This window comes from Alloalcanivorax marinus (genome assembly GCF_016785095.1).
Lineage (GTDB): Bacteria > Pseudomonadota > Gammaproteobacteria > Pseudomonadales > Alcanivoracaceae > Alloalcanivorax > Alloalcanivorax marinus_A.
Window position 1 is genome coordinate 889123 of the sequence record NZ_JAEKJB010000008.1, and the last position, 24734, is coordinate 913856.

20 protein-coding genes are annotated in these 24734 nt (G+C 61.5%); 3 read left to right on the forward strand and 17 right to left on the reverse strand.

Annotation, left to right across the window (positions count from 1 at the left end):
* Positions 1-111 precede the first annotated feature (111 nt).
* From JF515_RS11185 to JF515_RS11250, 14 genes are all read right to left on the reverse strand, one after another.
* The gene (locus JF515_RS11185; protein ID WP_203104174.1) at positions 112-1488 is read right to left on the reverse strand and encodes a class II fumarate hydratase; all 1377 of its coding nucleotides are present in this window, start codon (positions 1486-1488) and stop codon (positions 112-114) included.
* Positions 1489-1551: 63 nt separating this feature from the next.
* Entirely contained in the window at positions 1552-2583 is a 1032-nt protein-coding gene (locus tag JF515_RS11190; RefSeq protein ID WP_203104176.1) for a GGDEF domain-containing protein, read from the reverse strand.
* Between the two features lie 133 nt (positions 2584-2716).
* Entirely contained in the window at positions 2717-3871 is a 1155-nt protein-coding gene (locus tag JF515_RS11195; protein WP_203104178.1) for a CDP-glycerol glycerophosphotransferase family protein, read from the reverse strand.
* A gap of 23 nt (positions 3872-3894) precedes the next feature.
* Positions 3895-4302 carry a glycerol-3-phosphate cytidylyltransferase gene (tagD, locus tag JF515_RS11200; RefSeq protein WP_203104180.1) on the reverse strand — a complete coding sequence of 136 codons (408 nt, stop codon included), beginning with the start codon at positions 4300-4302 and terminating at the stop codon, positions 3895-3897.
* Positions 4299-5723 carry a sugar phosphate nucleotidyltransferase gene (locus tag JF515_RS11205; protein ID WP_203104182.1) on the reverse strand — a complete coding sequence of 475 codons (1425 nt, stop codon included), beginning with the start codon at positions 5721-5723 and terminating at the stop codon, positions 4299-4301. Before JF515_RS11205 ends, tagD begins: the two co-directional genes overlap by 4 nt.
* Positions 5724-5735: 12 nt before the next feature.
* Positions 5736-7610, reverse strand: coding sequence for a WecB/TagA/CpsF family glycosyltransferase (locus tag JF515_RS11210; RefSeq protein WP_203104185.1), 1875 nt, complete (start codon positions 7608-7610; stop codon positions 5736-5738).
* A 285-nt stretch (positions 7611-7895) separates the two neighbouring features.
* Positions 7896-8942, reverse strand: a complete 1047-nt coding sequence (locus JF515_RS11215; protein WP_203104187.1) for a glycosyltransferase — start codon at positions 8940-8942, stop codon at positions 7896-7898.
* The gene (locus JF515_RS11220; RefSeq protein WP_203104190.1) at positions 8939-10231 is read right to left on the reverse strand and encodes an oligosaccharide flippase family protein; all 1293 of its coding nucleotides are present in this window, start codon (positions 10229-10231) and stop codon (positions 8939-8941) included. Before JF515_RS11220 ends, JF515_RS11215 begins: the two co-directional genes overlap by 4 nt.
* Positions 10232-10322: 91 nt before the next feature.
* Positions 10323-11615, reverse strand: a complete 1293-nt coding sequence (locus JF515_RS11225) for an O-antigen ligase domain-containing protein (protein ID WP_203104192.1) — start codon at positions 11613-11615, stop codon at positions 10323-10325.
* The gene (locus JF515_RS11230) at positions 11570-12985 is read right to left on the reverse strand and encodes a hypothetical protein (RefSeq protein WP_203104195.1); all 1416 of its coding nucleotides are present in this window, start codon (positions 12983-12985) and stop codon (positions 11570-11572) included. Before JF515_RS11230 ends, JF515_RS11225 begins: the two co-directional genes overlap by 46 nt.
* 11 nt (positions 12986-12996) lie before the next feature.
* Positions 12997-14193, reverse strand: coding sequence for a polysaccharide biosynthesis/export family protein (locus JF515_RS11235; protein ID WP_203104198.1), 1197 nt, complete (start codon positions 14191-14193; stop codon positions 12997-12999).
* Positions 14194-14219: 26 nt separating this feature from the next.
* Positions 14220-14561 carry an STAS domain-containing protein gene (locus JF515_RS11240; RefSeq protein ID WP_203104201.1) on the reverse strand — a complete coding sequence of 114 codons (342 nt, stop codon included), beginning with the start codon at positions 14559-14561 and terminating at the stop codon, positions 14220-14222.
* A 185-nt stretch (positions 14562-14746) separates the two neighbouring features.
* The gene (locus tag JF515_RS11245) at positions 14747-15088 is read right to left on the reverse strand and encodes an ATP-binding protein (RefSeq protein ID WP_203104203.1); all 342 of its coding nucleotides are present in this window, start codon (positions 15086-15088) and stop codon (positions 14747-14749) included.
* 66 nt (positions 15089-15154) lie between these two features.
* Positions 15155-16360: a SpoIIE family protein phosphatase gene (locus JF515_RS11250; protein WP_203104205.1), complete on the reverse strand. Its 1206-nt coding sequence runs from the start codon at positions 16358-16360 to the stop codon at positions 15155-15157.
* A 192-nt stretch (positions 16361-16552) separates the two neighbouring features.
* Here JF515_RS11250 and JF515_RS11255 point away from each other — a divergent pair, with 192 nt between their 5' ends.
* From JF515_RS11255 to JF515_RS11265, 3 genes are read left to right on the forward strand one after another with little or no spacing between them, the layout of a single operon-like run.
* Positions 16553-17386 (forward strand): phosphate/phosphite/phosphonate ABC transporter substrate-binding protein, encoded by an 834-nt coding sequence (locus JF515_RS11255; protein WP_203104207.1) that lies wholly within the window; start codon positions 16553-16555, stop codon positions 17384-17386.
* A gap of 12 nt (positions 17387-17398) precedes the next feature.
* The gene (locus JF515_RS11260) at positions 17399-20764 is read left to right on the forward strand and encodes a PAS domain S-box protein (protein WP_203104209.1); all 3366 of its coding nucleotides are present in this window, start codon (positions 17399-17401) and stop codon (positions 20762-20764) included.
* Between the two features lie 14 nt (positions 20765-20778).
* Entirely contained in the window at positions 20779-22194 is a 1416-nt protein-coding gene (locus JF515_RS11265; protein ID WP_203104211.1) for a sigma-54-dependent transcriptional regulator, read from the forward strand.
* Positions 22195-22201: 7 nt separating this feature from the next.
* On the opposite strand, the gene JF515_RS11270 is transcribed toward JF515_RS11265, so the two are convergent.
* Genes JF515_RS11270 through JF515_RS11280 form a run of 3 tightly spaced genes read right to left on the reverse strand, consistent with a single transcriptional unit; the run spans position 22202 to position 24726 of the window.
* Positions 22202-23083, reverse strand: a complete 882-nt coding sequence (locus JF515_RS11270; RefSeq protein WP_203104213.1) for a fumarylacetoacetate hydrolase family protein — start codon at positions 23081-23083, stop codon at positions 22202-22204.
* A 22-nt stretch (positions 23084-23105) separates the two neighbouring features.
* Positions 23106-23522, reverse strand: a complete 417-nt coding sequence (locus tag JF515_RS11275; protein ID WP_203104215.1) for a RidA family protein — start codon at positions 23520-23522, stop codon at positions 23106-23108.
* Between the two features lie 46 nt (positions 23523-23568).
* Positions 23569-24726: an FAD-dependent oxidoreductase gene (locus JF515_RS11280; RefSeq protein WP_203104217.1), complete on the reverse strand. Its 1158-nt coding sequence runs from the start codon at positions 24724-24726 to the stop codon at positions 23569-23571.
* Between the last annotated feature and the right edge of the window lie 8 nt (positions 24727-24734).

Consider the following 24734-nt stretch of genomic DNA (forward strand, 5'->3'; position numbering starts at 1 on the left):
AAAAGGTTCCGGTCCGAAAAAGTGGCCGGAAATTGCTATTTATTAGGGGGCGAAAGATTGGCACAGGCCGCCGCCGCCGTCACCCCGGCGGCGTGACCGGTGCGTCGCGGCTTATTCCGGGTCGGGGCCGGTGAGCTTGAGCGGGTCGAGAAGCCGTTTCAGCTCATCATGGCCGAGATCGGTGTGCTCGGCGGCCACGTCGATCACGGCACGACCGGTTGCGAACGCCTCCTTGGCGATGGTGGCCGCTTTTTCGTAGCCAATCACCGGGTTCAGGGCGGTGACCAGAATCGGGTTTCGGCCCACCCCCTCGGCCAGGCGCTCCCGGTTCCAGGTCATGCCCTCGATGGCCTGGTCGGCCAGGTTGCGGCAGCTATTGGCCAGCCATTCGGTCATGTCCAGCAGGTTGGTGGCCACCAGGGGCAGCATCACGTTGAGCTGAAAGTTGCCGCTTTGCGCCGCCACCGTGTTGGCCTGATCCAGACCGATCACCTGGGCCGCCACCATGGTGGCGGATTCGCAGATCACCGGATTGACCTTGCCGGGCATGATTGAGGAACCCGGCTGGGTGGCGGGCAGTTGCAGTTCCCCCAGGCCGTGGATGGGCCCGGAATTCATCCAGCGCAGATCGTTGCCGATCTTCATCAGCACCACCGCCAGGCCGCGTAGGGCGGCGGACAGATTCAGCGGCGCGTCCAGTGCGCTTTGCGCCAGGGCCGGATGGGGCAAGGCGGTGAAGGGCCGGCCGGTGTCATCCGCCAGGGTGGCGGCGAAGCACTCGCCAAAGCGCGGGTGGGCATTGATGCCGGTGCCCACCGCGGTGCCGCCCTGGGGCAGCCCCTGCAGCTCGTCCCGGGCCCGGGCCAGCCGCTCGCTGGCACCCTGCAACTGCAGCACCCAGGTGCGCAGCTCCTGCTCCACCGTCACCGGCATGGCGTCCATCAGGTGGGTGCGGCCGGTCTTCACCAGCGTCTTGCCCTCGCTGGCGCGCAGGCCCAGGGTGGCGATCAGATGCTCCAGCCCGGGCAGCAGCTGCTCGGTGACCGCCAGCACCGAGGACAGGTGCAGGGCGGTGGGAATGGTGTCGTTGCTGCTCTGGCCCAGGTTGACGTCGTCGTTGGGGTGCACCTCGGCGCCGGCGTCCCGGCACAGGTGGGCGATCACCTCGTTGACGTTCATGTTGGTGCTGGTGCCGGAGCCGGTCTGGAATACGTCCACCGGGAACTGATCCAGATGATGGCCCTCCAGCAGCTCGTTGCAGGCGCCGACAATGGCGGCGCGTTTGTGCTCGTCAAGCTGGTCCAGATCGGCGTTGGTCTGGGCGGCGCAGCGCTTCACGCGCACCACCGCCTGAATGAAGCGGGCCGGCAGACGCCGACCGCTGATTGGAAAGTTATTCACCGCCCGCTGTGTCTGCGCGCCCCAGCGCGCCTCCACCGGTACTTCGATCTCGCCCAGGGAATCCTTCTCTACCCGTGTTTCGCTCATCACCGTCTCCTTGCGGGAAAGTGTCGCCTCAGTATCGGTAAGGCCCCGCCGGACGTCCAGAGTTCAACCGCTCGCCACCACCTGGTTACGACCCTGCTGTTTGGCGATATAGAGGCGCTGGTCGGCGGCTTCCACCAGCTCGTCGATGGTGTCGCCGTCGGTGCCCCATTCCGCCACGCCGATGCTGCACGACAGCGGGATCACCAGCCGGCCACCCCGGTAAGGCTGGCACTCGATAAGCTCACGCAGGGTTTCCGCCACCACCACCGCCTCCTTGCGATCCGTGTCGGGCAGCAGCACCGTGAATTCCTCGCCGCCCACCCGGCACGGTAAATCGGTGGCGCGCAAGCGCTCGCGCAGCCGCTGGGCAACGTGAATCAGCACCAGGTCGCCGACCTTGTGGCCGTGGGTATCGTTGACCGCCTTGAAATGGTCAAGATCAAGCACCAACACGCTCAGTGGCGAGTCCAGCCGCAGCGCCCGGCGTTTCTCATGCTCGAAGGCCTCCCGGAAGCGGTACAGATTGGCCAGCCGGGTGAGCGGGTCGGTGGACGCCATCACCATCAGGTCGGACCGGGAACGATGGCTGCTGAGTTCGTAGATGTAGGCGAACGCCAGGGTCACCGCCAGGGACAAGGTGATGTTGGCGATCTCCGCGAACTGGCCACGGTACAGATAGTCCGGGTTTTTGTGCAGAAACAGGAACAGCGCCACCAGGATATAAAACACCGACACCGCCAGCCCCAGCCGCTGGCCCAGCAACAGATGGCAAAGCACCGGCACGATGTACACCCACAAAAACACCGTGGGAGAGGAACCCGGTATGTAGAGAGCGACCATCATGATGGTCAGGAAGGGGATCAGATAAAGCAGGGTCCAGAGCAACAGGCGCCGGGTGCGCCGCGCCACCACGTACAGTGCCAGGGAAGCCACCGCCGCCCCCAGCTCCATATAGGCAAGCACCATCACGCCCCGGCGGCTGTTGATCACGAAGAACAACACACCGCACAGCGCGGTAATGATCAATAGCGCCTTGAGCAATGCCCGACGCTGCGACTCACCATTGTGGTCGCCGCCCCAACGTGTCGCAGCCATGGTATACACCGATTTATTCTGTATTTCCCCTTGGGAACGGAGGGCAGAGCAGCCCGCCGGCGCCCCCCAAGTGGCGCCCCGTAGTAATAGCAGATTGATTGCACCGCGACCACCACCGCGCCCAAACCGCGCACTACCATCCCAACTGGCGGTCAATCACTTCGAACGCCCGGGGCAACCCGGGTTGCCAGAACTGATTGCGCTGGGCGGCCCGCCCGGTGCGGTTCTGATTGCGATCAAAGCAATAGCCGCGTTGCAGCTCCGCCAACAGCGTCTCGAAGTCGCCCACCACCCGCCCGGCGGCCGGCAGATCCCGGCTGTAGGCATACGCTTTCCGGCAGTCGCTGGCGTACCAGGCATGATCGAATCGGTAGAACAGCACCGGCACGTCGAACAGCAAACCATCGATGTACAACGATGAATAATCGGTGATTACCAGGGCCAGGTCCGGCAGCAGGTCATAGATGTCTTCCCGGTGACTGATATCGACAATGAACGGATATTTCGCCAGATCCCTCGCCATTTCCCGTTCATTGGGGTGCAGCCTTAGCAGCAGCACGCTGTCATTCTCGACCAGCCAATCGGACAACCGTGGCCAATCCAGAGCCTCCAGGTAGGGGTTGCCATTGGCGCCGTCCCGCCAGGACGGCGCATAGAGAATCCGGCGGCGTCCATTGCAGAAAGCCGGCAGCGGCGGGTTGGCGGCCATCTCCGGGCTGTCGGCGAAGTCGGTGCGCGGGTAGCCGCCAATCCGTACCCGATGCTCCGGTAGACGGAACGCGGAGCGGAAACAATCCGCCACCCGGAAGCTGGGAGCCAGCATCAGGTCCGGTTTCAGATAGAGCTGGTGATAGCGCCAGGCGCGCATCCCCGGATGGGTTCGGCGATAACGATCCGCCAGGGGACCATTTGAGATGTCGAATTCGATCTCCTTGAGCGGCGAACCATGCCAGAGGTTGACCAGAAAAGCCCCTCGGCACAGCCACTGGTTAATGTCGCCCACGTAACTGCTGTAGCAGTAAACACCGGCGGTAAGCGCGTGCCAGCGGCCGCGCCAGGAACCGCGATGGTAGGCTTCATGGCCTTCCTGATTGAGCCGCTCCACCAGATACTCATCGCCGCTGATCCAGATCGCTCGCACCCGGGGAGCACCGCTGTAATGCAGGAACAGGTACTTGCTGTTGTCAGTGAACAGATCGCGATAGCAGCCGAACACCGCTTTGTGGGATTGCCGGGGCACCCACCCGCTGATGAAGTAGATCAGTTTGCCAAGTATGTTCCGCCACATAGTCGGTTCCTCTTGAACAGGGTTCAGCCATGCTCCACGGGCAGTGCGCCCGCGAGACTGGATTTGATGCTGGTGGTGGAAACGGTCTCCGTGCGCGGCAAATAAAGCACCCGGCAATGGACGCCAAGGTGATCGAAATGCCCGCGCCAGTCGTCGCCCATGGCGAAGATATCCACGCCGTACTTGAGAATGTCGTCCGCCTTTTGATCCCAGTGCCGTTCCGGAATCACCTGATCCACATATCGACAGGCGCGCACCATCTCCACCCGTTGCTGATAGCTGAAGAACGCCGCCTTGCCCTTGCGCGCGTTGAAGGCGTCGGTGGATACGCCGACGATCAGCCGGTCGCCCTTCCCCGCCAGCCGGGCAAACAGCCGCACATGGCCAAAGTGGAACAGGTCAAAGGTGCCGTAGGTAAGAATCGTGGTCATGAGGGTTCTCCCGGAATCGCGCTGCTGGCGGTCAAGGTCGTATCGTCGGCTTGGGGACGGCGGCGCGCCTGTCGACGCCAGCGCCACAGCATGGCCAGTTGGCGCAGCGGGCTCAGAGTGCGGAAGTGGCGCTGGACGATGTCCACCTCCTCGTCCGACGCGCCGCTGTGCAGCCACAGTTGCACCGGACCCCAGACCCCCAGGGAACCGGCCTCCTCGATGCCTCGGGACGGATCCGCGCCGAACAGGCGCAGGTCGCCACGCACCACCAGAACCAGCAGCGGCAGCAACGCCAGGCCACGGTTCCCGCCGCCCAGCACCCAGCCCATCCGGTGCTGGCCGCCATTGCTGAACAGGCGCCGCTTTTCCGGGCGCCACGCGCCACCGGTCACCAGCAACAGCGGTGAAAGCAGCAGCGTCAGGGTCAGACCGATCAGGGCCACCGTTCTTTCCAGGGGCGGTGTTTTCTCCGCCGGCCGGGTCGTGGCGACGCGGCTGTCACCCAGCAGATCCCGGTCGGACACCTGAATCCAGCCACCGGTGGCCGGGTCCAGCAGCAGATCGCCGCAAACGATCTTGCCTTCCAGGGCCAGGCCTGGCCCCAGGTAGGTGTGCGGCATCACCAGGGCATCCTGGATACGGCAGGCGCGGTCGACCACCGCTCCGGTGCCGATCACCACCACCCCCTGAAGCAGGCAGCTTTTGTCCAGAGTGCAATGCTCACCGATCACGCCGCCGCCGGCTTGCGGCGCCAGAGCCGGCAACCGGCAGTGGCTGCCGGTGAAGAACACCGCCTCGGCGCTGGGGCGCGCCGCCCCCCGCGGGGAAAGCCCCGGCACCGCATGGCTGGCCACCAGCAGATTGGCATCGAGCAGGTCGCGCCAGGTTTCCAGGGTATTGCAATCGCCCGGCAGCAACTCGATCACCCTGCCCCGGGTATCCGCCGGCGTTATCAGCGGCCATTCCAGCTCCCCCAGCCGCTCACTGGTGGGTCTCAGAATGGCGATGCCGGCGTTGCGACGGCCCAGCAAGGGCTGCAGCACCTCGCCGTCCAGAGACGTGGCCATCACCATCAGGTTCTTCAGGTTCGGGCTGCGCAGCACGTCGCCGCGCACGAACAGGCACGGCGTGCTCGGGTCCAGGCCCAGGCGGGGCACCACGGCGGTGACGCTCTCCTCCACCTTGCTCAGGTGATACTCCACGCGCAGGCCCCATTTCTCCCCGGCGCCCACCAGCGCCTCGATCTCGCGGGCCTGGTTGGACACCACCAGCCTCACTCGGGACACCCCGGCTTGCGCCAGATCGTCCAGGGTGTATTCGATCACCGCGCGGTTGGCGATGGGCAGCAGGGCCGGGCAGTAGCGCCGGTCCAGGGGGCTCAGCTCCCAGCCGCTGCGATTGGCGAAGACAATGGCTTCCATGATGTCGATTCCTCAGTAGGCGCCGCGGGCGAGAAGCACCGCCGGCACGGTTTTCACCAGCAGCATCACATCGGTCCAGAACCCCTGGTCATGGATGTATTCCATGTCCAGATGAACCTGTTGCTGAAAGGGAATGTCGGAGCGTCCGGAGACCTGCCAGATGCAGGTGATACCGGGCCGGGCGGCCAGGCGCTGACGGTGATCCAGGGAGTACTGATCCACCTCCTGGGGCAAAGCGGGCCGCGGGCCCACCAGGGCCATGTCGCCTTTCAGCACATTCCACAACTGCGGCAACTCATCGATGGAGGCCTTGCGGATCAATCGCCCCACCCGGGTGATGCGCGGGTCACGCTTCATCTTGAACAGCACGCCGCCCTGCATTTCGTTGACGGCGCGCAGCTCCGCCAGGCGCTGCTCCGCATCGGTGTACATGGAACGCAGCTTCCACATGTTGAACGGACGACCGTCCTTGCCCACCCGACATTGTTTGAAGAACACCGGGCCCGGCGATTCCAGACGGATCGCGGTCACCACCATCAACAACAGCGGTGACAGCATCAGGATCGCCAACGCGCTGACCAGAATATCCAGGGAACGTTTGGCGGCACGCACCAGGCGCAAACGGCGGCGGTGGCGGGAACAACCACGACGACCGGCACGCACCGGCGGGTGCCACGGCGCCGCGTCACCGCCCGGGCGCCGGCCACCGGCACGACCAGCGGCACGACGTTCCCGCCAGGCGCGCCACAAAAACAGGGGGTTGCCAATCAGATAGCGCCGCCACAGACGCGCCGGCTCCTGGCTCAGACGCCATACCCACTCCATGCCGATCTGACGAACCCACAGCGGCGCGCGGCTGACCCGGCCGGAATAGAAATCCATCAGGCCACCGACGCCCATGCAGACACGCGGCCTGAGGTGGTCCTGGTATTTTTCGATCCAGGCTTCCTGGACTGGCGCGCCCATGGACACCAGCAACACGGCGGCGCCGCTGTGGTTGATGTCATCAATCACCTCCATGGCGTCGATGGCATCGAAATAGCCGTGATGAAAACCACTGATAATCAGGTTCGGAAAGCGCTCCCGCATCCGGCGAGCCGCTTCCTCGGCGACACCGTCACGGCCGCCCAGCAGATAGACGCCCAGCCCCTTCTCCGCCAGCCGCTCGCACAAGCGGGGAAACATGTCGGTGCCATTGAGGTTGTCGCGCACCCCCTGCCCGGTCATGGCGGCCCCCAGGCGCACGCCAATACCATCGGCGAACACCGCCTCGCAGCCGGCCAGGGTGTCCCGGTAGGAACGGTTGCGATAGGCGATATTGAGGCAATCCGCGTTCACGAACGCATAGCGGCGGGTCTCGCCACCCCACTGCGCCTGGCTGCACAGCGCCTCCAGCATGGTCTTCATGGTCATGTTGCGGATACGCACGCCAAACAGCCGGATTTCATCGCCGCGAACGGCAGGCTGGCGCGGCACCAGCAACAGGCACAACAGGGCCCGGGCCAACGCCGGCAGATAGAGGCGCACACTGCCCTGGCAGGCCAACGCCACCGCTTGCGAATCCTCGAAACCCAGACCCATGCGTTGCTGCAACCGGGACACCGACAGCAGACCCGGCATCGCCGGGTAGACCACCGGCACGCCCAGGGCGAACTGGATATCGATCCCCAGCAGGCACACTTGCCCGCGCAGCACGTTCAGCAGAAACGGATAGCTCCGCCAGGGCCCGGCCCCGGCAAGCTGGCGCTGGGTAACGACGGCACCGGTGCCGGCGACGATGTGAACCGCCTCGAACACCGCCAGGCCCCGTGACCGGCGCCAGACCACGGCGACCAGCAGCAACGGCAAGCCGGCCATCAACAAGATCGCCGAGGCGATCAGGTCCACGGCCCGTACGCCTGCGGCGATTTGGGGGCGGCTATGGAGTGAGTGTGTAAAAGCCATGGAACCTCTCCTGAATTGTTCTTTTCACAGCTCTTACTGCATACCTCGGGCCAACTTTTAACTTGTTGATTTAATTGGTTTTTATTATTAAATCCGGCCACCGTGTGCAAATTGCTTCGCGCTCTGCGGCGCGCTCATCCAAAATCTCCATCGGCTTGTCTTTTCTCGATAAAAAAAGGGCCTCGCAAGGAGGCCCAAAGAGAGACTGCCATCAACAGTCCAGCGCGTTTACAGTAAGGAAGAATGCACCCCCTCGCGGCTAATCCGGCGGCGCTGCAGCCAGCCGATAACGGCCTGCCCTACCCGCTCGCAATAGCCATAGAGTGACGCCGGCAAACAGCGCTGCAGGAAAGCGGCCACGGCGGTGGCCGAAGTGCGCGCGGTTTCTTCCTTCAGAATGGAGGGATCGGCGGCCACGGCGCGTTTTAGAAAACGCGCGGCGGCAACGCCATCGTTCAAACGGATGGCCTGGCGGGCCAGGTAACGCAATTGATAAGCCCGGGCACGGCGACCGTGTTCAGCGACCAGATCCGGCGCGTACCGCTCCGCCTTCTCGATCATTTTTTCCCAGCTGGCGAGCTGCTGATCCAGCTTGGCGGACAACCCCCCCTCATTGAGCCGGTAGAAGGTCAACGGTTCCGGAATGCCCTCGATCTGCCAAAAGGTGGTGGCGGCGATCCGCAGCCAGCATTCGATATCCTCGGACTGCCGGAATGCCTCGTCGAAATAGCAGGACACCGGCTCACCGCAACGCTCACCCACGAAACGGATCGCCTCCAGGGTCTCCCGGCGCAGCACCGGCGCCGAGCCGTTGCCAATCGGATTGCGGCACAACAGATGGGCGGCGTCGATGTCGGACAGCTTCGGCATCTGATAGCAGCGGATCGGCGCTCCTTTGGAATCCATGAAACTGGAGCGCGAGAAGCTCAGACCGATTTCCGGGTCCACCGCGAAATGCTGAACATGTCGCATCAGTTTATCGCCATGCCAGATGTCGTCGGAATCCAGGAACGCCAGAAAATCCCCGCGCGCATGGTTGATACCGGTATTACGAGCGGCCGCCAGCCCCCGGTTAACATCGTGGTTGACGATACGAATGCGCCAATCATGGAAGCCCTGGCAAATCGCCAGGCTGCCATCGGTGGCGCAATCGTTGACGATGATCAACTCAAAATCCGGAAACGATTGACGCAATACGGATTGAATCGCCTCGGCCACGAACGCTTCCACGTTATAGACCGGCATAATGACGGAAACGGTGGGAATGGGAATCATGATGCATCTCCAGGGGGTAAGGCATTACCCTTCATGATCGCGGCCGGGAGGCCGCACCTTGACCAGGCGTAGAACGCCATCACCGGCATGCCCACCAGATGACACGCCAGTACGGCGGCGGCCACCTCGACAAGCCCCCAGCGACCGGCCATGGCGATGGCCGCGGTCAAAAACAGGGTAAAGACAAGATTCATAATCAGATTGGCGGTGCTCAAACCGTTGGCCAGCAGCAACTGACCAGCGGCCTCACCCATCGGGCGCACCAGGGCGGACAGGCACAGGCAGAGGAAAATCGGCAGCGCTCCGGCATCGATCCATTGCTGGCCGTAGACCAGCGGCAGATACCACGGCGCCAGCGCGCACTGCAGCAAAATCAGCGGCCAGGTCACCAGGGCCATGGTGGACAGCCCGCCCAGAAACTGAGCCCGCCCGGATGCCCGGCCACGGGCGGTGCCACTGAGCCGGGCATAGAAGGCGATGCCAAAACTCTGGATCAAGCCCAGGCTGATACCGAGGGCGGTGTTATAGGCGAAGAAGTAAATGCCCACTGCCTGGATGCCAAGGAAGTAGCCGATCAACAAGGTATCGATGCTGAAGCGCAGGGCCACCGCGGAATCGGCCAGACCGGTTTCGATGCCGCGACGCGCCAGGGGCTGCGTACCGACGCGGGCGGATGGCCGCGGCGGGCGCACGGCGGCACGGTGCACCGCCGCCCATACCAGGGTGGAGGCCAGTTTCGGCACGATAATGGCCCAGATGCCCAGGCCCAGCAGTGCCAGCACGGTGGTCAGGATACCGTCGGCGATGGTCTGCCAGAGCACCGCCCGTCCCAGCACCCGCATGTCGTTGCGCCGCTGGTTCAGGGCGGCGTGCAACATACCCAGGGGTTGCAGCAGGTAAGCGCTGGCCATCAGCACCATGGGCCCGATCAGGGCGTTGTCCTGGTAATAGAACGCAAGTGGCAAACTGGCCAGGCTCATCAAAAGGAAAGCCGCCTGGCAGGCACGCGCGTTGATCCCGCGCGCGCGGTTCATATGAGCACCCAGTTCCTCATCGTCCATGGGAATCAGGGTGACGCTGGTAATACGGCGGATCAGGGTGGCGAGCAGTTCAAACGTGGTAAGGATAAGAGCGGCCTGACCGAACACCTCCGGGGTAAGCAGGCGCGCAAGCGCCACGCTGGCCCCCAGACGTACGCAACGTCCCAGAATTTGCGCGCTGCCCAACCACATCATGCCGCGCAGCAGCGCGGTGGATTCAAATTGTCGGGCCAGGGTGATCGGTTTCATGGTGCTCTTCGTCCGAGTGGATAACGAGCCTCTTTATCCATTTTCCATGCCAGTTTTTTTATCTCTTAACCCTTTGTTTTTATTGATAAAATTATATGGCCTGCGGTTGTCTCCCATTTTGCATCGCAAAAGCCCCGGCGCGACTTTCAATATGAGCGCGGCCGAGCAGAATCAGGCCCGGCCAGAACAGGTAGGCGAGAATCTCCAGGTTTTCTCCCAGGGTGTAGAACAGCAGCAGACAGAGAATGGACACCCCAAGACGGGCGGAGGGAAGCCGGGCCACCCACGGCAACAGCGCGCCCAGGCTGACCAGGAACGCGGCCATCAACGCCAGCGCCCCCACCAGGCCTTTCACGAACAGCAGCCCATACCAGGTGTGATGGGAACCAATCGGCATGTACTCCACCATGTGCGGGCCCCGTTCCACGATGCCATGGCCCCACCAGATCGCTTCGTTCCACCAGCGCTCGATGGCGATGTCCGCCAACGCTTCACGGACGCGGGTGGAATCGGCCCGCGCCGACTTGATGGCCTCCACGCCACCCAGCACTTTTTCCACGATGCTGCCGCCCAGGAAGCCGGCCAGCAGCAACACCGGCGTGGCCAGAAAGTAAGTGCCCGGGTGGCGGTAATAACGGAATACCCAGCGCAGGCCATACAGGCCGATGCAGCACAGCATCGCCAGCCGGGACTTGGAGATCACGATCATCAACAGGCTGCCGGCGATGCCCCAGCGTCGCCAACGGGTGTCCTGTTCCTCCAGCGCGCACAGGAAATAGAGATTGCCGAGCATGCCCAGGGCCGGCGCCCAGGGGGTGAACAGACGCCAGCGCGGCGCGCCGCTGCCTGGATCGAGTTCGTACAGGCTGACACTGAAGAACTCCGGGCCAGGCCCGCCCACCAGCTTCAGCGGCGACACATAAAGCGTGGTCGGCAACGACAACACCCAGGCGGCCACGAACAGCGGAAAGAACAACACCGTGTAACGGCACACCACGCAGGCGGCGCGGTAAATCACCGCCGGTCGTATTTCCAACCGCGCCACCAGCGGAAACAGCGCCAGCAGCGCCCAGCCCTTGGCCCAGCCGATGGAAGACTTGATCAACTTGCCCAGGCCCAGGCCCATGTCCAGGTGACCGATCACCAGGCTAAGCAGCATCACGCCCATGGCGGCGGCCCAGGCCAGCAGGGGCAGCGGCAGTTGTTCCGCCGGCCCCCGGGCCTCGCCGAGCTGCCGGGAGAGCAGGCGCACAAACAACACCCAGCCAATCACCGGCGCCACCAGGTAAACCGCGCCCAGTACCCAGAACCCATAGGTGCCGACGATGGCGAACCAGACTATTTTCTCGTCAGCAGTTTGCTCAAAATCGGTTTTCTTACCCATAACAGGCCCAGCCCGATCAGTACGCTCAGCGACGCCGCGGCGCCGCCCACCAGAATCAACAGGGAACCGACGCGGTCCGGCGACGACGGCAACGACGGCTTGGCAAGAATCTGCAGCAGCGGATAGGCGGAATAAATGTCCGCCTTGCCCACGTCCATGCGTGCCACCGCCGAGGTAAAAACGGCGCTGGCCAGCTGGTGTTCACGGTTCAGTTCCGCCAGCTTGGCCGCATCCTGTTTGCTTTCTTCCAGGCGCTTTTCCCAGATTCGGAGTTCTTCGTCCAAGGAGCGCAGTTCCTCGCGCAGGCCTTCCGCGTCGCTGGCCAGGCTGATCAGCTGCTGCATCAGTTGCGCGCGGCCATCCACATCGTCCGCGGACAACATTCTCATCAGCCGCGTGCCGCAGTTATCGATCAGCACCAGGCAGCGTTCGGTCATCGCCCCGCGCACCTGCTCCTGCTCCTGACGCAGGGCGATCAGGCGCGGGTGACGGTCGCCGAGCATGCCGCCCAGCCGGATCGCTTCCGCGTGCAGAGTGGTATCGTTGACCAGCAACTCCTGATACAGCTGATCGTTCTTCAACTTCAGCACATCGCCGGCCTGGGAAGCGGTCAGACCCAGGTATTCAATCAGCTTGCGCTCGCGGGCCTCGATGCCCTGTAACTGGCTGACGCTGCCAATCCGCTTCTGACGCAGCCGTTCGCTGCTGATCGCCAGCTCCTTGAACTGGTCGAGAGACACCAGGCCGCGCTCGGATTGATAAGCGACGATATTGCGCTGGCTCTGCCCGACCTTGGTGGCGAAGCCGTCCAGTCCTTTCCGCACGCCTTCTTCGCGCATACGGATTTCATCCTCGCGAAGTTCGTCGAGGGTGGACTGAAGGCTGTGATAAAGCGCCCAGGCCTTGGCCCGGGCGTCCTCCGCGGTGAGCGCCTGGGAGGAAAACACCATCAGGCCGGTTTGCGTCGGCAACTTCAGTTTGGGTTGCCCGAACGCCGCGCTGGTTTGCTCCAGCGACGCGGCCGCCGCCGCGATCACCACATCACTCATGACGATCGCTTTGTAATTTTCCCGGGGATCAATCGCCGAGCTGGCGTACGGCGAATTGGTGGAAGCACTGGCCTGCCCCAGGCTGTCCAGACTGACCTGGGCGCCGGAGCCGGCGCCGGGCAGGATCAGCGTCCAGTGGCTGATGTACTTGTCCGGCTTCACGGTGAGCAGCACGCCCGCCACGGTCCAGATCAGCGCCAGCATCAGCAGCGCGATGCGCAGGTAGAGCTTGAAACGGTCGCGCAGGCTCAGGTCGCTACCTTCCACCACCAGCTCGCGTACCCATCCGAATTTGCCGATTTGATCCATCCACTGGTTCATGGCCCGATCCTCTACAACAAGCCGAGCAGGTGCACCGGCAGCACCATGTCGGTCAGGGTGCGAGCCAGCTCGCGCAGATTGGTGACACCGGAGTCATAGCAGGTGAGGCTGTCACCGGGCAGGATCACCGGATTGACCTCCGGCTTGCGGGCCCGGGCCAACAGGGTATCCACCGACCGTTCGACGATATCCACCTGGCCATTGAGCGGGTTCTCGGTGACCAGCATCACACGCCGGCTGGCATTGGAAACCTGGGCACCGCCCACGCAGTTGGCCGCCATGGCCGCGGCCAGCAACCGGGTACCGTAGGGCAACCGGGTGCTTTCCGAATTCACCGAGGACTCGCTGTTGCTGTCCGCCGGTTGCGTCAGGTTGGAAATAAAGACCCGCACCCCGGGCGTGGTGAGCTGAGAGGGCCGTGCCAGATCCTCATCGAAGATGCGGCGGCTGGGCACGTGGATGCGGTCGCCGTCCTGCAAGAGCAACCGGGGCACCACGCCGCCGTCCATCACCGCACTCAGATCCAGGGCGGTCTGGTGCTCGCCGCGACGTACCATGATGCGGGTCAGATCGGCGTCCGGCCTGACCCCGCCGCTGGAGCGCATCGCCGCCGCCAGGGTACGCTGGCCGCCGCGATCGCCGCTTTCCAGGTTGCCCAGGTCATCGGGAAGGCGTTCACCATGGTTGATAGTGTGCTGGCCGGGCTCGAACACCGCCCCGGAAACGGTGATGTCGATGGGCGCCCAGCTCAACGGCGTGACGCTGATGAAGATCGCCCCTTCGAGCATCAACTGTTGTTCCACCAGGGCATCGGCGATGCGCTGTTTAACGGCGCCGAGCCGCTGCCCCGCCGCCGCGATCGGCGGCAGATAGTCGAGATAAAGATGGCCGCTGGCATCGATTTCCACCTCGCCACTGAATTCCTCGCCATTGAGTACCTTCACGGCCAGCCGGTCGCCGTTGGACAGCACCGGATCACCCACGCCGCCCATCTCCCAGGCCGGCGTGGCCGGTCCGACCGGGACGGCTTGCACCGGTTCCGGGGCCGATACCAGACCCCGGTCGCGGGCGTAGGCGTCATCATCGGCGAAGTAGTGGCAGCGCTTGCCGTCGGGTAGCACGTCACAGGTGGACGAGGGCCGCATCGCCGGCGTGGTGCAGGCCGAAAGACACAGCGTGGAAACGATCAGAAAGCCAAAGGTCTTCATGGTTTTCCCCGGCATGGGCGGCCTGGTCAGGACATCACGCACTGTTCAATGGCGGACTTTTCATCGGCGTAGATATCGAAAAGCTGGTTAAGACTGGTCAGCTCGATCAGCGCCCGTACACCGTCGTTCGGTGACACCAGCACCACCCGCCCACCCTGCTCGCGGGCTTTCTTGTGCAGGCTGACCAGAATGGAAAGCCCGCTGGAATCCATGTAACGCACACCGGAAAGATCGACGATGATGTTCTCCACGCCGTCATCCATGTGCCGCAACAGTGCTGCCCGGTAGGTGGGGGTCTGTGACATCAGAACTTCGCTGGGAAGGCGGACGACCAGGGCGTTGGATTCGACGATATGTTGTTGTTTCATGACGTGCTCCTCGTTTTAGTTGTGACGTTTGTCACACTTGGTTTCCTAAAGCACGAAGTGGGCCAACTTTTTTTACGTTAAGAAACAGTGAGTTACACGAAAATCGAAGGAATGGGCAAACCGCCACGCGGGTTTTGCGTAGCGAATTGCAAAGCGGGAGGAATATTAGGAGGGAGGAGAGACGGTCAGGCGAAAATCAGTTCCATGCGCAGGCGGCTGCCTTGCTCGCACACCACATGGCTCACCGCGTTCATCCAGTTATGGATGATCCACAAACCACGACCACGCTGGTCCAGGGCACCCGGCTGCTGAATCGGCCAGGTGAAGTCCGACACATGGGAAGGGTCGGTCAGCTCCAGGCTCACCTTACCCGCCTCACAGCACACGGTGAGGGTTATGTCCCTGAGCCCCACCTCCGTGTGGCAGACCACGTTGGCCACCGCCTCCACCATGCAGGTAACCACCTTGAAGCGAGCCAGTTCCGGCACGCCGTTGGCTTCCAGATACCGTTCCAGGGCTCTGACCACGCCGTGATTCCTCCACAGCATTTCCGACAATCGCAAATGAAAGGGCTGCATGGCTCATTTACTCCGCTAGAACGCCTCGGGGGCGCATAACATAAGAAGGGAAACGTCATCCTGGAGGCTGTAGTCCTGCCAGGTAAGGATGCTTTCAAAAAGCTGCTCCAACGCCATCTCCGGTGCCGACCACCCGGTTTGCATCAAGGTCCCGGTAATATTGGTCACGCCAAACCGGCCCCGGGTGGCGTGATTGCCTTCATAGGTTCCGTCGGTGACCAACAGCAGGCGGTCGCCCGGCTCCAGACGAAGGTGGTGGTCCTGATAGGTGAACTCCGGCTCGATCCCCAAGGGCAGGCCACCCTCCAGATCAAGCTGCTTACAGCCGTCGGAACGCCACAGCAACGGGCGGGGATGAGCGGCGTTGGCGATTACCAGATCGCCGCTTCGACAATCGATCCGCCCCACCTGCACGGTGGCGAACTGCCCGCCCTGGCCTGGATCGGTGAACTGACGATTGACCACGGAAAGAATTTCAGAGGGCGCTTGTTTGCGCCAATCCACATGGGCCGGTCCCAGGCGCAGCCCCAACGCAAAAGCCTGCAAGGCGGCGGCGGTGCCGTGCCCGGAAATATCGGCGATGAAGAACCCCAGATGGTTCTCATCCACCGGAAACACGTTGAACAGATCGCCGGCCAGATGACTGGCGCTGGCGAAGTGGTGAAGGCCGGACCAGCCCTGGTGACGGAATCCCTTGGCGGGCAGCAGCGCCCGTTGCAGGCTGGCGGCGTTCTGCAGATCCTCAAGTAATTGATTGCGCAGGTTGTATTCACTACGCAGGCTTTCGCGCAAGGCATCGTACTGGGTGCGCAGTCGCCGGTTCAGGCAGACCTGACGCCGGGCGGCCAGCAGGCGCACCTTGAGCACCGCCGGCAAGAACGGCTTGCCCAGGTAGTCGTCGGCCCCGGATTCAATGCCTTGGATCAGATTCGCCGTATCACTGTTGGCGGTCAGCATCAGCACATAGGGCGGCCTCTCCTTTTGCTTGAGCAGGCGGCAGAGATCAAGGCCGGACATGCCCGGCATGCGCCAATCACTGACCACGATGTCAGGCTGGCAGTCGTCGAACCAGGCCAGGGCCTGTTCGCCGTCACGGCACTCGGTGACCTGAAAACCCTGCTGATTAAGCAGTTCGGACAGATAGAAACGCTCGCTGTCGGTATCTTCAACCAACAGCAATTTAAGCGGTTCACTGGCGCAGGCGGAATCGTCGATCAACATCGAAGCAGCTCTATTCCCGTTGATGTTGCCGGTCGATAAGCGATTAGTGTGCCAAAACTGTTTTTCTTTTAAATACAATAAGTTATGAATATAAAAGACGGGGACAACGAATTTTACGCGGCGACTTTTGCAAATTGCGAAGCTTTCTACCATATTGCCTGAAAGGAACCGATCCGCGCGGAATAGAACAATATGAACCACCGTCCCTTGATGCTGCTTCTGCTCGTCATTCTGGCCGGTTCCGCCGAGGCGGAATCCGACCGGCCGATTCTGATCTTCGGCATCGTGCCCCAGCAAACCCCCAGCGTACTGGCCCGCAGCTGGTACCCTCTGTTGACCTATCTTTCCGAGCGGCTGCCTTTCGACCTGCGCTTCGCCACCGCCCCGAGCATCCCGGAATTCGAGCGGCGCCTGTCCCAGGGGCGTTACGACGTGGCCTATATGAACCCCTATCACTACGTGCACTTCCATGAAAAACCCGGCTACCAGGCGCTGGCCCGGGAACGGGATAAAAGACTTTCCGGGATCATCGTGGTGCGTCATGACTCGCCCATTCAGCGTCTCCAGCAGCTGGACGACGCCTCCCTGGCATTGCCCGCTCCCGCCGCCTTCGCCGCCAGCCTGCTGCCCCGCGCCCTGCTACCCCAGCAGGGCATCCATCCGAGGGTGGATTACGTAAATTCCCATGATTCCGTGTATCTGGCGGTAAGCCGTGGTCTGTTCGATGCCGGAGGCGGCGTCAAGCGGACCTTGAACAACCAACCCGCGGCAATCCGCGAACAGTTGCGAATACTCTGGCAGACACCGGGATTCACCCCCCACGCCTTCGCCTACCACCCCCGTGTGCCGGAAGCGTCCCGCCAGGCCCTGCTGAAAGCCCTGGTGGACCTGCACGACCAGAAGGAAGGCCACGACCTGCTCGACACCCTGGGCTTTCACGCGCTGATCGCGGCGAATGATTCGGACTGGGACGATGTCCGCGCTCTGAAACTGGAAACGCTCTCGGAGATACACACCGGGCTCTAACGGGGGAAAGGGATGTCGTTTCGCCTGAAGACCATTCTGGGTATCGCCCTGATTGAAGGGCTGTTGCTGATGATACTTCTGTACACCAGCATCAATTATCTTCGCGCCTCCAACGAAGAACAGATCATCAACCGCGCCACCACCACCGCCGAACTGCTGGCGGCCACCGCCCAGGACGCGGTACTCAGCACCGATATCTCGGCGCTGGAAGAAATCACCGAGCACGTCATGGAACAACCGGGCGTGGTGTTCGTGGAAATCTACGGCAACGACACCGTTCTGGTGGGCCGTGGCGACCTCGACACTCACGACGACCCGGATTCAATGGCACGGAAACAATGGGTTTCCGTGGAAACACCGATCGAACAGAACGGCTACCGGTTCGGCAAGGTGGAACTGGGCATAGACACCCGCTCACTGACCGCCTTCGTGCGTGAAGCCTTCACTAATATCCTGCTGATCGCCGCCCTGGAAATTCTTCTGGTGGCGTTGTTTTCCTTTCTTCTCGGCCATTTTCTCAGCCGCAATCTTCTGCATCTTCGCGACGCCAGCGCGCGTATGCTGGCCGGCGATCTTGATGTGGAAATCCCGGTTCGCGGCAGCGACGAAATCGCGCAAACCGCCAAGGCCTTTAACGCCATGGCGTCGCGAATCGCGATTCGGAACCGGCTGATGGAGAAAGCCAACCAGCGTCTTAAAGCGATTCTGGAAACCGCCACCGACGGCTATTTGCTGGTGGATGAACAAGGTGTGGTACGCGACGTGAACGCGGCGCTTTGCCAACTGCATGGTTACGCCCGGGAGAACCTGATCGGTTACCCACTGTCGCGGCTGATCGATTTGCAGGCCGATCAGGGCGAAGCACTGATGGCGGTGTTCGATCCGGACAGCCCCCGACCCTCCCGGCGCCGCTATTTCGACCTGTCGGCGCGCCGGGCCAATGGCGAGAATTTCTCCGTACGATTGCATCTCCAACCCATGCAGGGCGAAGACAAGGGGCTGTTCCTCGGCCTGGTGGAAGACCTTACCGAAGCGCGCAAGAAGGAACTGGAACGCCGCCGGTCCGAGCTGCTACTGGTTTCCACCTTGAACGCCAGCCCCGATGGTTTCGTGGCCATCGGCCCGGACAGCCGCATTCAGGAGTTCAATCACTCCGCTACCCGAATGTTCGGGTTCTCCCGCGAGCAGGCCATCGGCGCCCGGCTGGAGGATTTGATTATCCCAGAGCGATTTCGCAAGGCGCACCGGGAAGGCCTGGCCCGCTATCTCGAAACCGGTGAAGGCCCGGTACTCAATCGGCAAGTGGAGTTGAACGCGACCCGGGTGGACGGCTCCGAGATGCCCGTGGAGCTGACGGTGATCCCGATCAAGCTCGAAAACGAGATTCTGTTCGCCGCCTTCCTGCGTGACATCACCGAACGGCGCCAACGGGAAAGTGAGCTTCATCAGGCCAAGGAACAGGCGGAGGAAGGCAGCAAGGCAAAATCCCGCTTCCTGGCCACCATGAGCCACGAGATCCGCTCGCCCCTGAACGCGGTGCTGGGCAGCGTGACACTGCTGCAATCCTCGGAACTGGCACCAGAGCAGCAACTTTACGCCGCCACCGCTCAGGAGGCCGGGTCCGCCCTGCTCTCGACCATCAACGATATTCTCGATTTCTCCAAGATCGAAGCCGGGCAGATGGTTCTTGAAGCACGCAGCTTCGAGCCGGATAAACTGGTGGCCCAGGTGCTGCAGACCCTGGCCCCACGAGCCCAGGAGCAGGGCCTGCATCTGGCCAGTTTCGTGGATCGTAACGTCCCTCAGTTTCTGGTCGGCGATGATCAGCGTCTGCGCCAGGTGATTCATAACCTGGTGGACAACGCCATCAAGTTTTCCCAACGAGGCTGCGTATCGGTTTCCCTGTGGGTCAAGCAGGACCAGAGCGAGCGCGTACGCCTTCATTGCCGTGTGGAGGATCAGGGCATTGGTATCGATTCCAAAGCGCAGGGCAGCCTGTTTCAGGAATTCAGTCAGGTACATGACAGCACCACGACACGATACAAAGGCACTGGCCTGGGGCTGGCGATTTGCTCCGAACTGGTGACCATGATGGACGGCGAGCTCAACGTGAGCAGCACCCCTGATGTCGGTACCGCCTTCACTTTCCACGTCGCTCTGCAAACCGCCGAGGAAGAAAACAACCATTTCTGGCATCTGCCCGACCATCCCAGGGTAATGCTGCTGCATCCGGACCCGGTGCTCACCGGATTGGTGGATAAGCAGTATCAACAGTACGGCATCGAATGCCTGACGCTGAATCGGAGCGACCAGTTGGACGCCGCCCTCGCGGGCTGCGAACCTTTCCTTGTGATGCTCATCGACGACTCCTTTCTGCGCGCCATCAGCGCCGAACGGATCGAGCACCTGAGACGGCAATATCTATTGCCCGGCGGACGTATCGTTGCCTTGATGGCCGGCATCCGCGGCGATATCTCGAGCCAGCTTGAAACCCTGGGGATCGGCCAGCTCGCCAATAAGCCGTTGAGCCGCGCCATGCTGCTCAACCTGGTGGCCAACCAGATGCAGAGCCGTGATCTGGAACCCTGGCAAGGAACCGGCCAGAACCGGCTGCGTGACAAACAGCTTCTTCTTGCCGAGGACAGCCCCGCCAACCAACTGGTGGCTCAAGCGCTCCTCGGCCGGGAAGGCGCCTTCATTGATGTGGCCAACAATGGCCAGGAGGCGCTGGAGATGGCGTGCGCCAAGGATTACGACCTGATTCTGATGGATATCCGCATGCCGATCATGGACGGTCTGCAGGCCACTCGCGCGATTCTGGAGCGCAAACCCGGAGCACGCATCCTCGCCATGACCGCCAATGTGTTCAAGGAAGAACGGCAAGCCTGCTACGACGCCGGCATGCTGGATGTGATCGCCAAGCCCATCAACCAGGAAGCTCTTTTCCAGACATTGATGCATTGGTTGCCCGGTGCCTCTCCGGTAACGCCGGCCGAGAACCCCGGCGAAGCCGTCAGCGCATCGTCGGACGAGCCGGTGGTGGACGATAAGGTGCTCGAGGAGCTGCTCGCCACCCTGGGAGAACAAAGCGTTCGTCGCATGATCGAGGTTTTCCTCAAGGAAACCGAAACGCGCCTGGCGACCATGCAACGGCAATTTCAGGAGACCGATTATGAGGGCCTTGCCGGAGAGGCCCATACGCTGAAGAGCAGTTCCGGTTCGTTCGCCGCTCGTCGCCTGTTTGCGTACGCCACGGAAATCGAGCAGCATGCAAAGGCCCGGGACGAAATGGTTTTGACCCGTTTGATGACGGAACTCACGCACTGCGGAACGGAAACCGATGCGGCCCTGGCGGCACGGTTCTCGATACCGAACTGAAAGGAGAGGGGACGATGCCATTCAGTGTATTGCTGGTCGAGGACAGCCCCTCCCTGAGCGCGCTTTACAGCGAATACCTGCGCGCCGAGGGGGGTGACGTCACACACGTTCAGGCTGGCAACGCCGCCCTCGAGGAGCTGCAAAATGCTTCCTTCGATCTTTTCATTCTGGATATTCAGCTGCCGGATGTATCCGGCCTGGAAGTACTGGCCAAAATTCAGGAACAGGACCCGGCCAGCGTGGTGATCATGATTACCGCCCACGGCTCCATCGACGTGGCGGTGGAGGCCATGCGCAACGGCGCCTTCGATTTTATCGTCAAACCCTTCGACGCCAAGCGTCTCGGCGTCACCGTTCGCAACGCCATCAAACAGCGACGCCTGCAGGCATTGGTGGACAATTACGAACGCAGTCTTCCCAAGCCCGATTTTCACGGTTTCATCGGCGATTCGCTGGCGATGCAGGCGGTCTACCGCACCATTGAAAGCGTGGCCAGCAGCAAGGCATCCATCTTTATCGTTGGTGAAAGCGGCACCGGCAAGGAAGTCTGCGCCGGCGCCATCCACCAGGCAGGCAAGCGCGCCGGTGGCCCGTTCGTGGCTCTGAATTGCGCGTCGATTCCCCGTGATCTGATGGAAAGCGAGATCTTCGGCCACGTCAAAGGCGCCTTCACCGGCGCCACCGCCAACCGCCAGGGTGCCGCCGCCCGGGCCGACGGTGGCACCCTGTTTCTCGATGAAATCTGTGAGATGGAGCTGGAGCTGCAAAGCAAGCTGCTGCGTTTCATTCAGACCGGCGTCTATACGCCGGTGGGCGGCAGCCGGGAGGAAAAAGCCGACATCCGTTTCATCAGTGCCACCAACCGTGACCCCTGGGCGGAAGTCCAGGCCGGCCGCTTCCGCGAGGATTTGTTCTACCGGTTGCACGTCATCCCGCTGGAACTGCCCCCCCTGCGACAGCGAGGTCGCGATGTGGTGCTGATCGCCCAGGCCCTGCTCAAGCAATACGCCGAGGAAGAAGAGAAAAACTTCCGCGGCCTGTCCGAGGACTGCGCCCAGGCCCTGCTGGCCTACCCCTGGCCGGGTAATGTCCGGCAGCTGCAGAATGTGGTGCGCCAGATCGTGGTACTCAACAATGGCGAAGTGCTCACCCGCGCCCAGCTACCGGAACTGATTACCCAGTCCGCCCGCGCCGATCGCACAGCCGCGCCTTCGCGCCCCACGGCACCGGTGACACCGGCGGACACGATGTCGCCGACCAGCGGAGAGGAGCCCGGCATTCGCCCGCTTTGGCAGGAAGAGAAGGACATCATCGAGAAGGCCGTGGTGGCCTGCGACGGCAATGTGCCCAAAGCCGCCGCCTTGCTGGGAATCAGCGCCTCCACCATTTACCGCAAGCGCCAGGCTTGGGAAGAGGGTGAGACCGGGTAGGACTTGTTCAAACTACGGGATTAACGAGATCCCCAATCCCCGGCATCGATACCCTGACTTCATCCCCCGGGCGCAAATAGCGCGGTGGCTTGAACCCGATACCAACGCCCACCGGCGTGCCAGTGGCGATAATGTCTCCCGCCATCAGCGATATCCCACGCCCAATCGTACGGATCAGCGTCGGAATATCAAAGATGAGATCGGAGACCGACGCGGATTGGCGAACCTCGCCATTGACCTCGCAGCTTATTCTCAGCCTGTCCAGAGCACCCAGCTCATCCGGTGTCACGAGCGCCGGTCCCATGGGGCAGTAACCATCAATTCCCTTGCCCAATAGCCACTGACTGTGCTTCTTCTGAAGTTCCCGGGCAGTCACGTCATTGATCAATGTATAACCAAAAACAAATGACCAAGGATCATCGCGCTCATCGACCCGTCCATTCTTGCCGATAACTACCGCCAGCTCGGCTTCGTAATCCACTGACCCGTATGGGTCCAATTTTGTATCTATGGCATCGCCAGGACCACTTACCGAGGTGTTTGGCTTAGAGAAGATGATCGGGGCCGTCGGCACTTTCCCGGACGCCGCGCTGCTATCATAACCACTGTTAGCGAACTCTCGCGCATGCTCGTAATAGTTTTTTCCAACACAAAACACATTACGGCGGATATCCGGTATCGGAGCAAGCAGCTTTACCGTTCTTGTATCGATCACATTATGGGAACTCCGTATCACCTCCTTGAGTACCTGTTCGTGGTTTCGGTATTCGTCAATAAGCCGGTTCATGTCGGCGGTCCCCACCAGATCAGTGATATCCACCAACCGATGGGCGTCGATCAAGGCACCAAGGCGGCACTCGCCGCTCTTTTCATAACTAACCAGTTTCATGGGCAAGACCTGTCGATGGTTCTTAGTCGCGCGAGCGTGCGACGGCTTCTACTTCCAAAAGGAATTCCTGTTTGACCAGACGTTGAACCATCAGAAGTGTGTTTGGCGCATACACTTCGGTGGCAAAGAATGAGGGGAAGGTTTCCTGACGAAGACGCATGAATTCCGGTATGTCCGCCGAATCCACCATATAGGTGTTGAACTTCACGATGTCATTGAAGTCCAGGCCCAATGTGGCAAGAACGCCTTTCAGATTGCCAAAGACCTGATGGAACTGCGCCTCGAAATCACCGATGCCCACCACGGAGCCATCCATACCGACGGAAAGCTGCCCGGCGATGTAGTAAAGATCGCCGGACTTTACTTTGGTGAGATGGGAGTAAAGACCCTGCGCGGGGCTCACGCCTTGTGGATTAATGTACTCAATATTTTCGCTCATGGAGGTTCCTTTTTTGATTGGGGATTGAATGACAAACCTTGCCAATTCAGCTATTTCGCGCGTCGGTCGCCACATAGCCGTCGGGTACGTAGCGCGCCCCTTTATTCAGGTTTCGGTCAAACCAGCCTGTTCGGGAGACTGCTCTGAGCACACCGGAACGCAGGCCTGTCAGCATCGGCGGGCAGCGCCCCAGGACATAGCCATAAAGATAGGACCACCACTGGACATGGTCGGTAATCGAACGTTGCTGTGATTCCCATTTGATAAGCGTGGCGGCCACGTCTTGCATCGCCTCCGGCTTGCTCATGATCTCGGCCAGTGCCATCACATTGATAAACGCGGTATTAGCGGCCTGGCCCAGATTCGGCGGCATGGCGTGGGCAGCATCGCCGACGATCGCCACTTTGCCTTCCGTCCACTTCCGGCATTTCACGTTCACTAGCCGATCCCACCGGCCATCCACTTGGAATCGGCTGATCAAATTCCTAACACCGGGAAATTTTTCCACCCACAAATCAGAATCGATTGGAATCCGGCGCGCCCTGGCATCGTTCACCGGTGCACTCAGGAAGATATAATTCCTCCCATCGGTGCAGGGGTTATAAAGTAGCCTCCAGTTTCCGTTCCAGTACTCAATCAAAGTGTCCTTGTTATCTTCCGGTCGTTCATCGATAAGCATTCGAATACCGATTTCGGAACCATAGTCGATCCATTTGGTACCGAGTATCTGCTCCCTGAGTCTTGAATGCGCTCCATTGGCGACGATCACCAGGTCGGCCTTTCGGGAGGAGCCATCGGCAAACACCGTGGTCCCATCACCGGAAACATCCACTGCCTCGGAAGAGGTAATGATTTCCACTTTACGGGCCATTGCCCGATCAATGAGTGCCTGGTATAGATCCGCCCTCGGCGGCAGCATAAGCCGGTCGTCCGGGGTGGCCCGTCTCGACATAAGCACGCGATCCTTGGGGTCCCGGATCTGCCATTCACGAATTACCCTGGCGTTAGCCACTGCCTGATCATAGGCACCGACGGTCTCCAGAGTCTTAAGGCCACTTTCCCAGATCCATATCCCAGCGCCAAACATTCGAAGATCCTTGTTACGCTCGTGGATACGAACCTTCCAGCCCAGCTGCGCAAAGCGATTAGCGGCCACCAGGCCGGACAATCCCGCACCGATGATCTCAACAGTTTTTTTCTGCATTCTTTGCT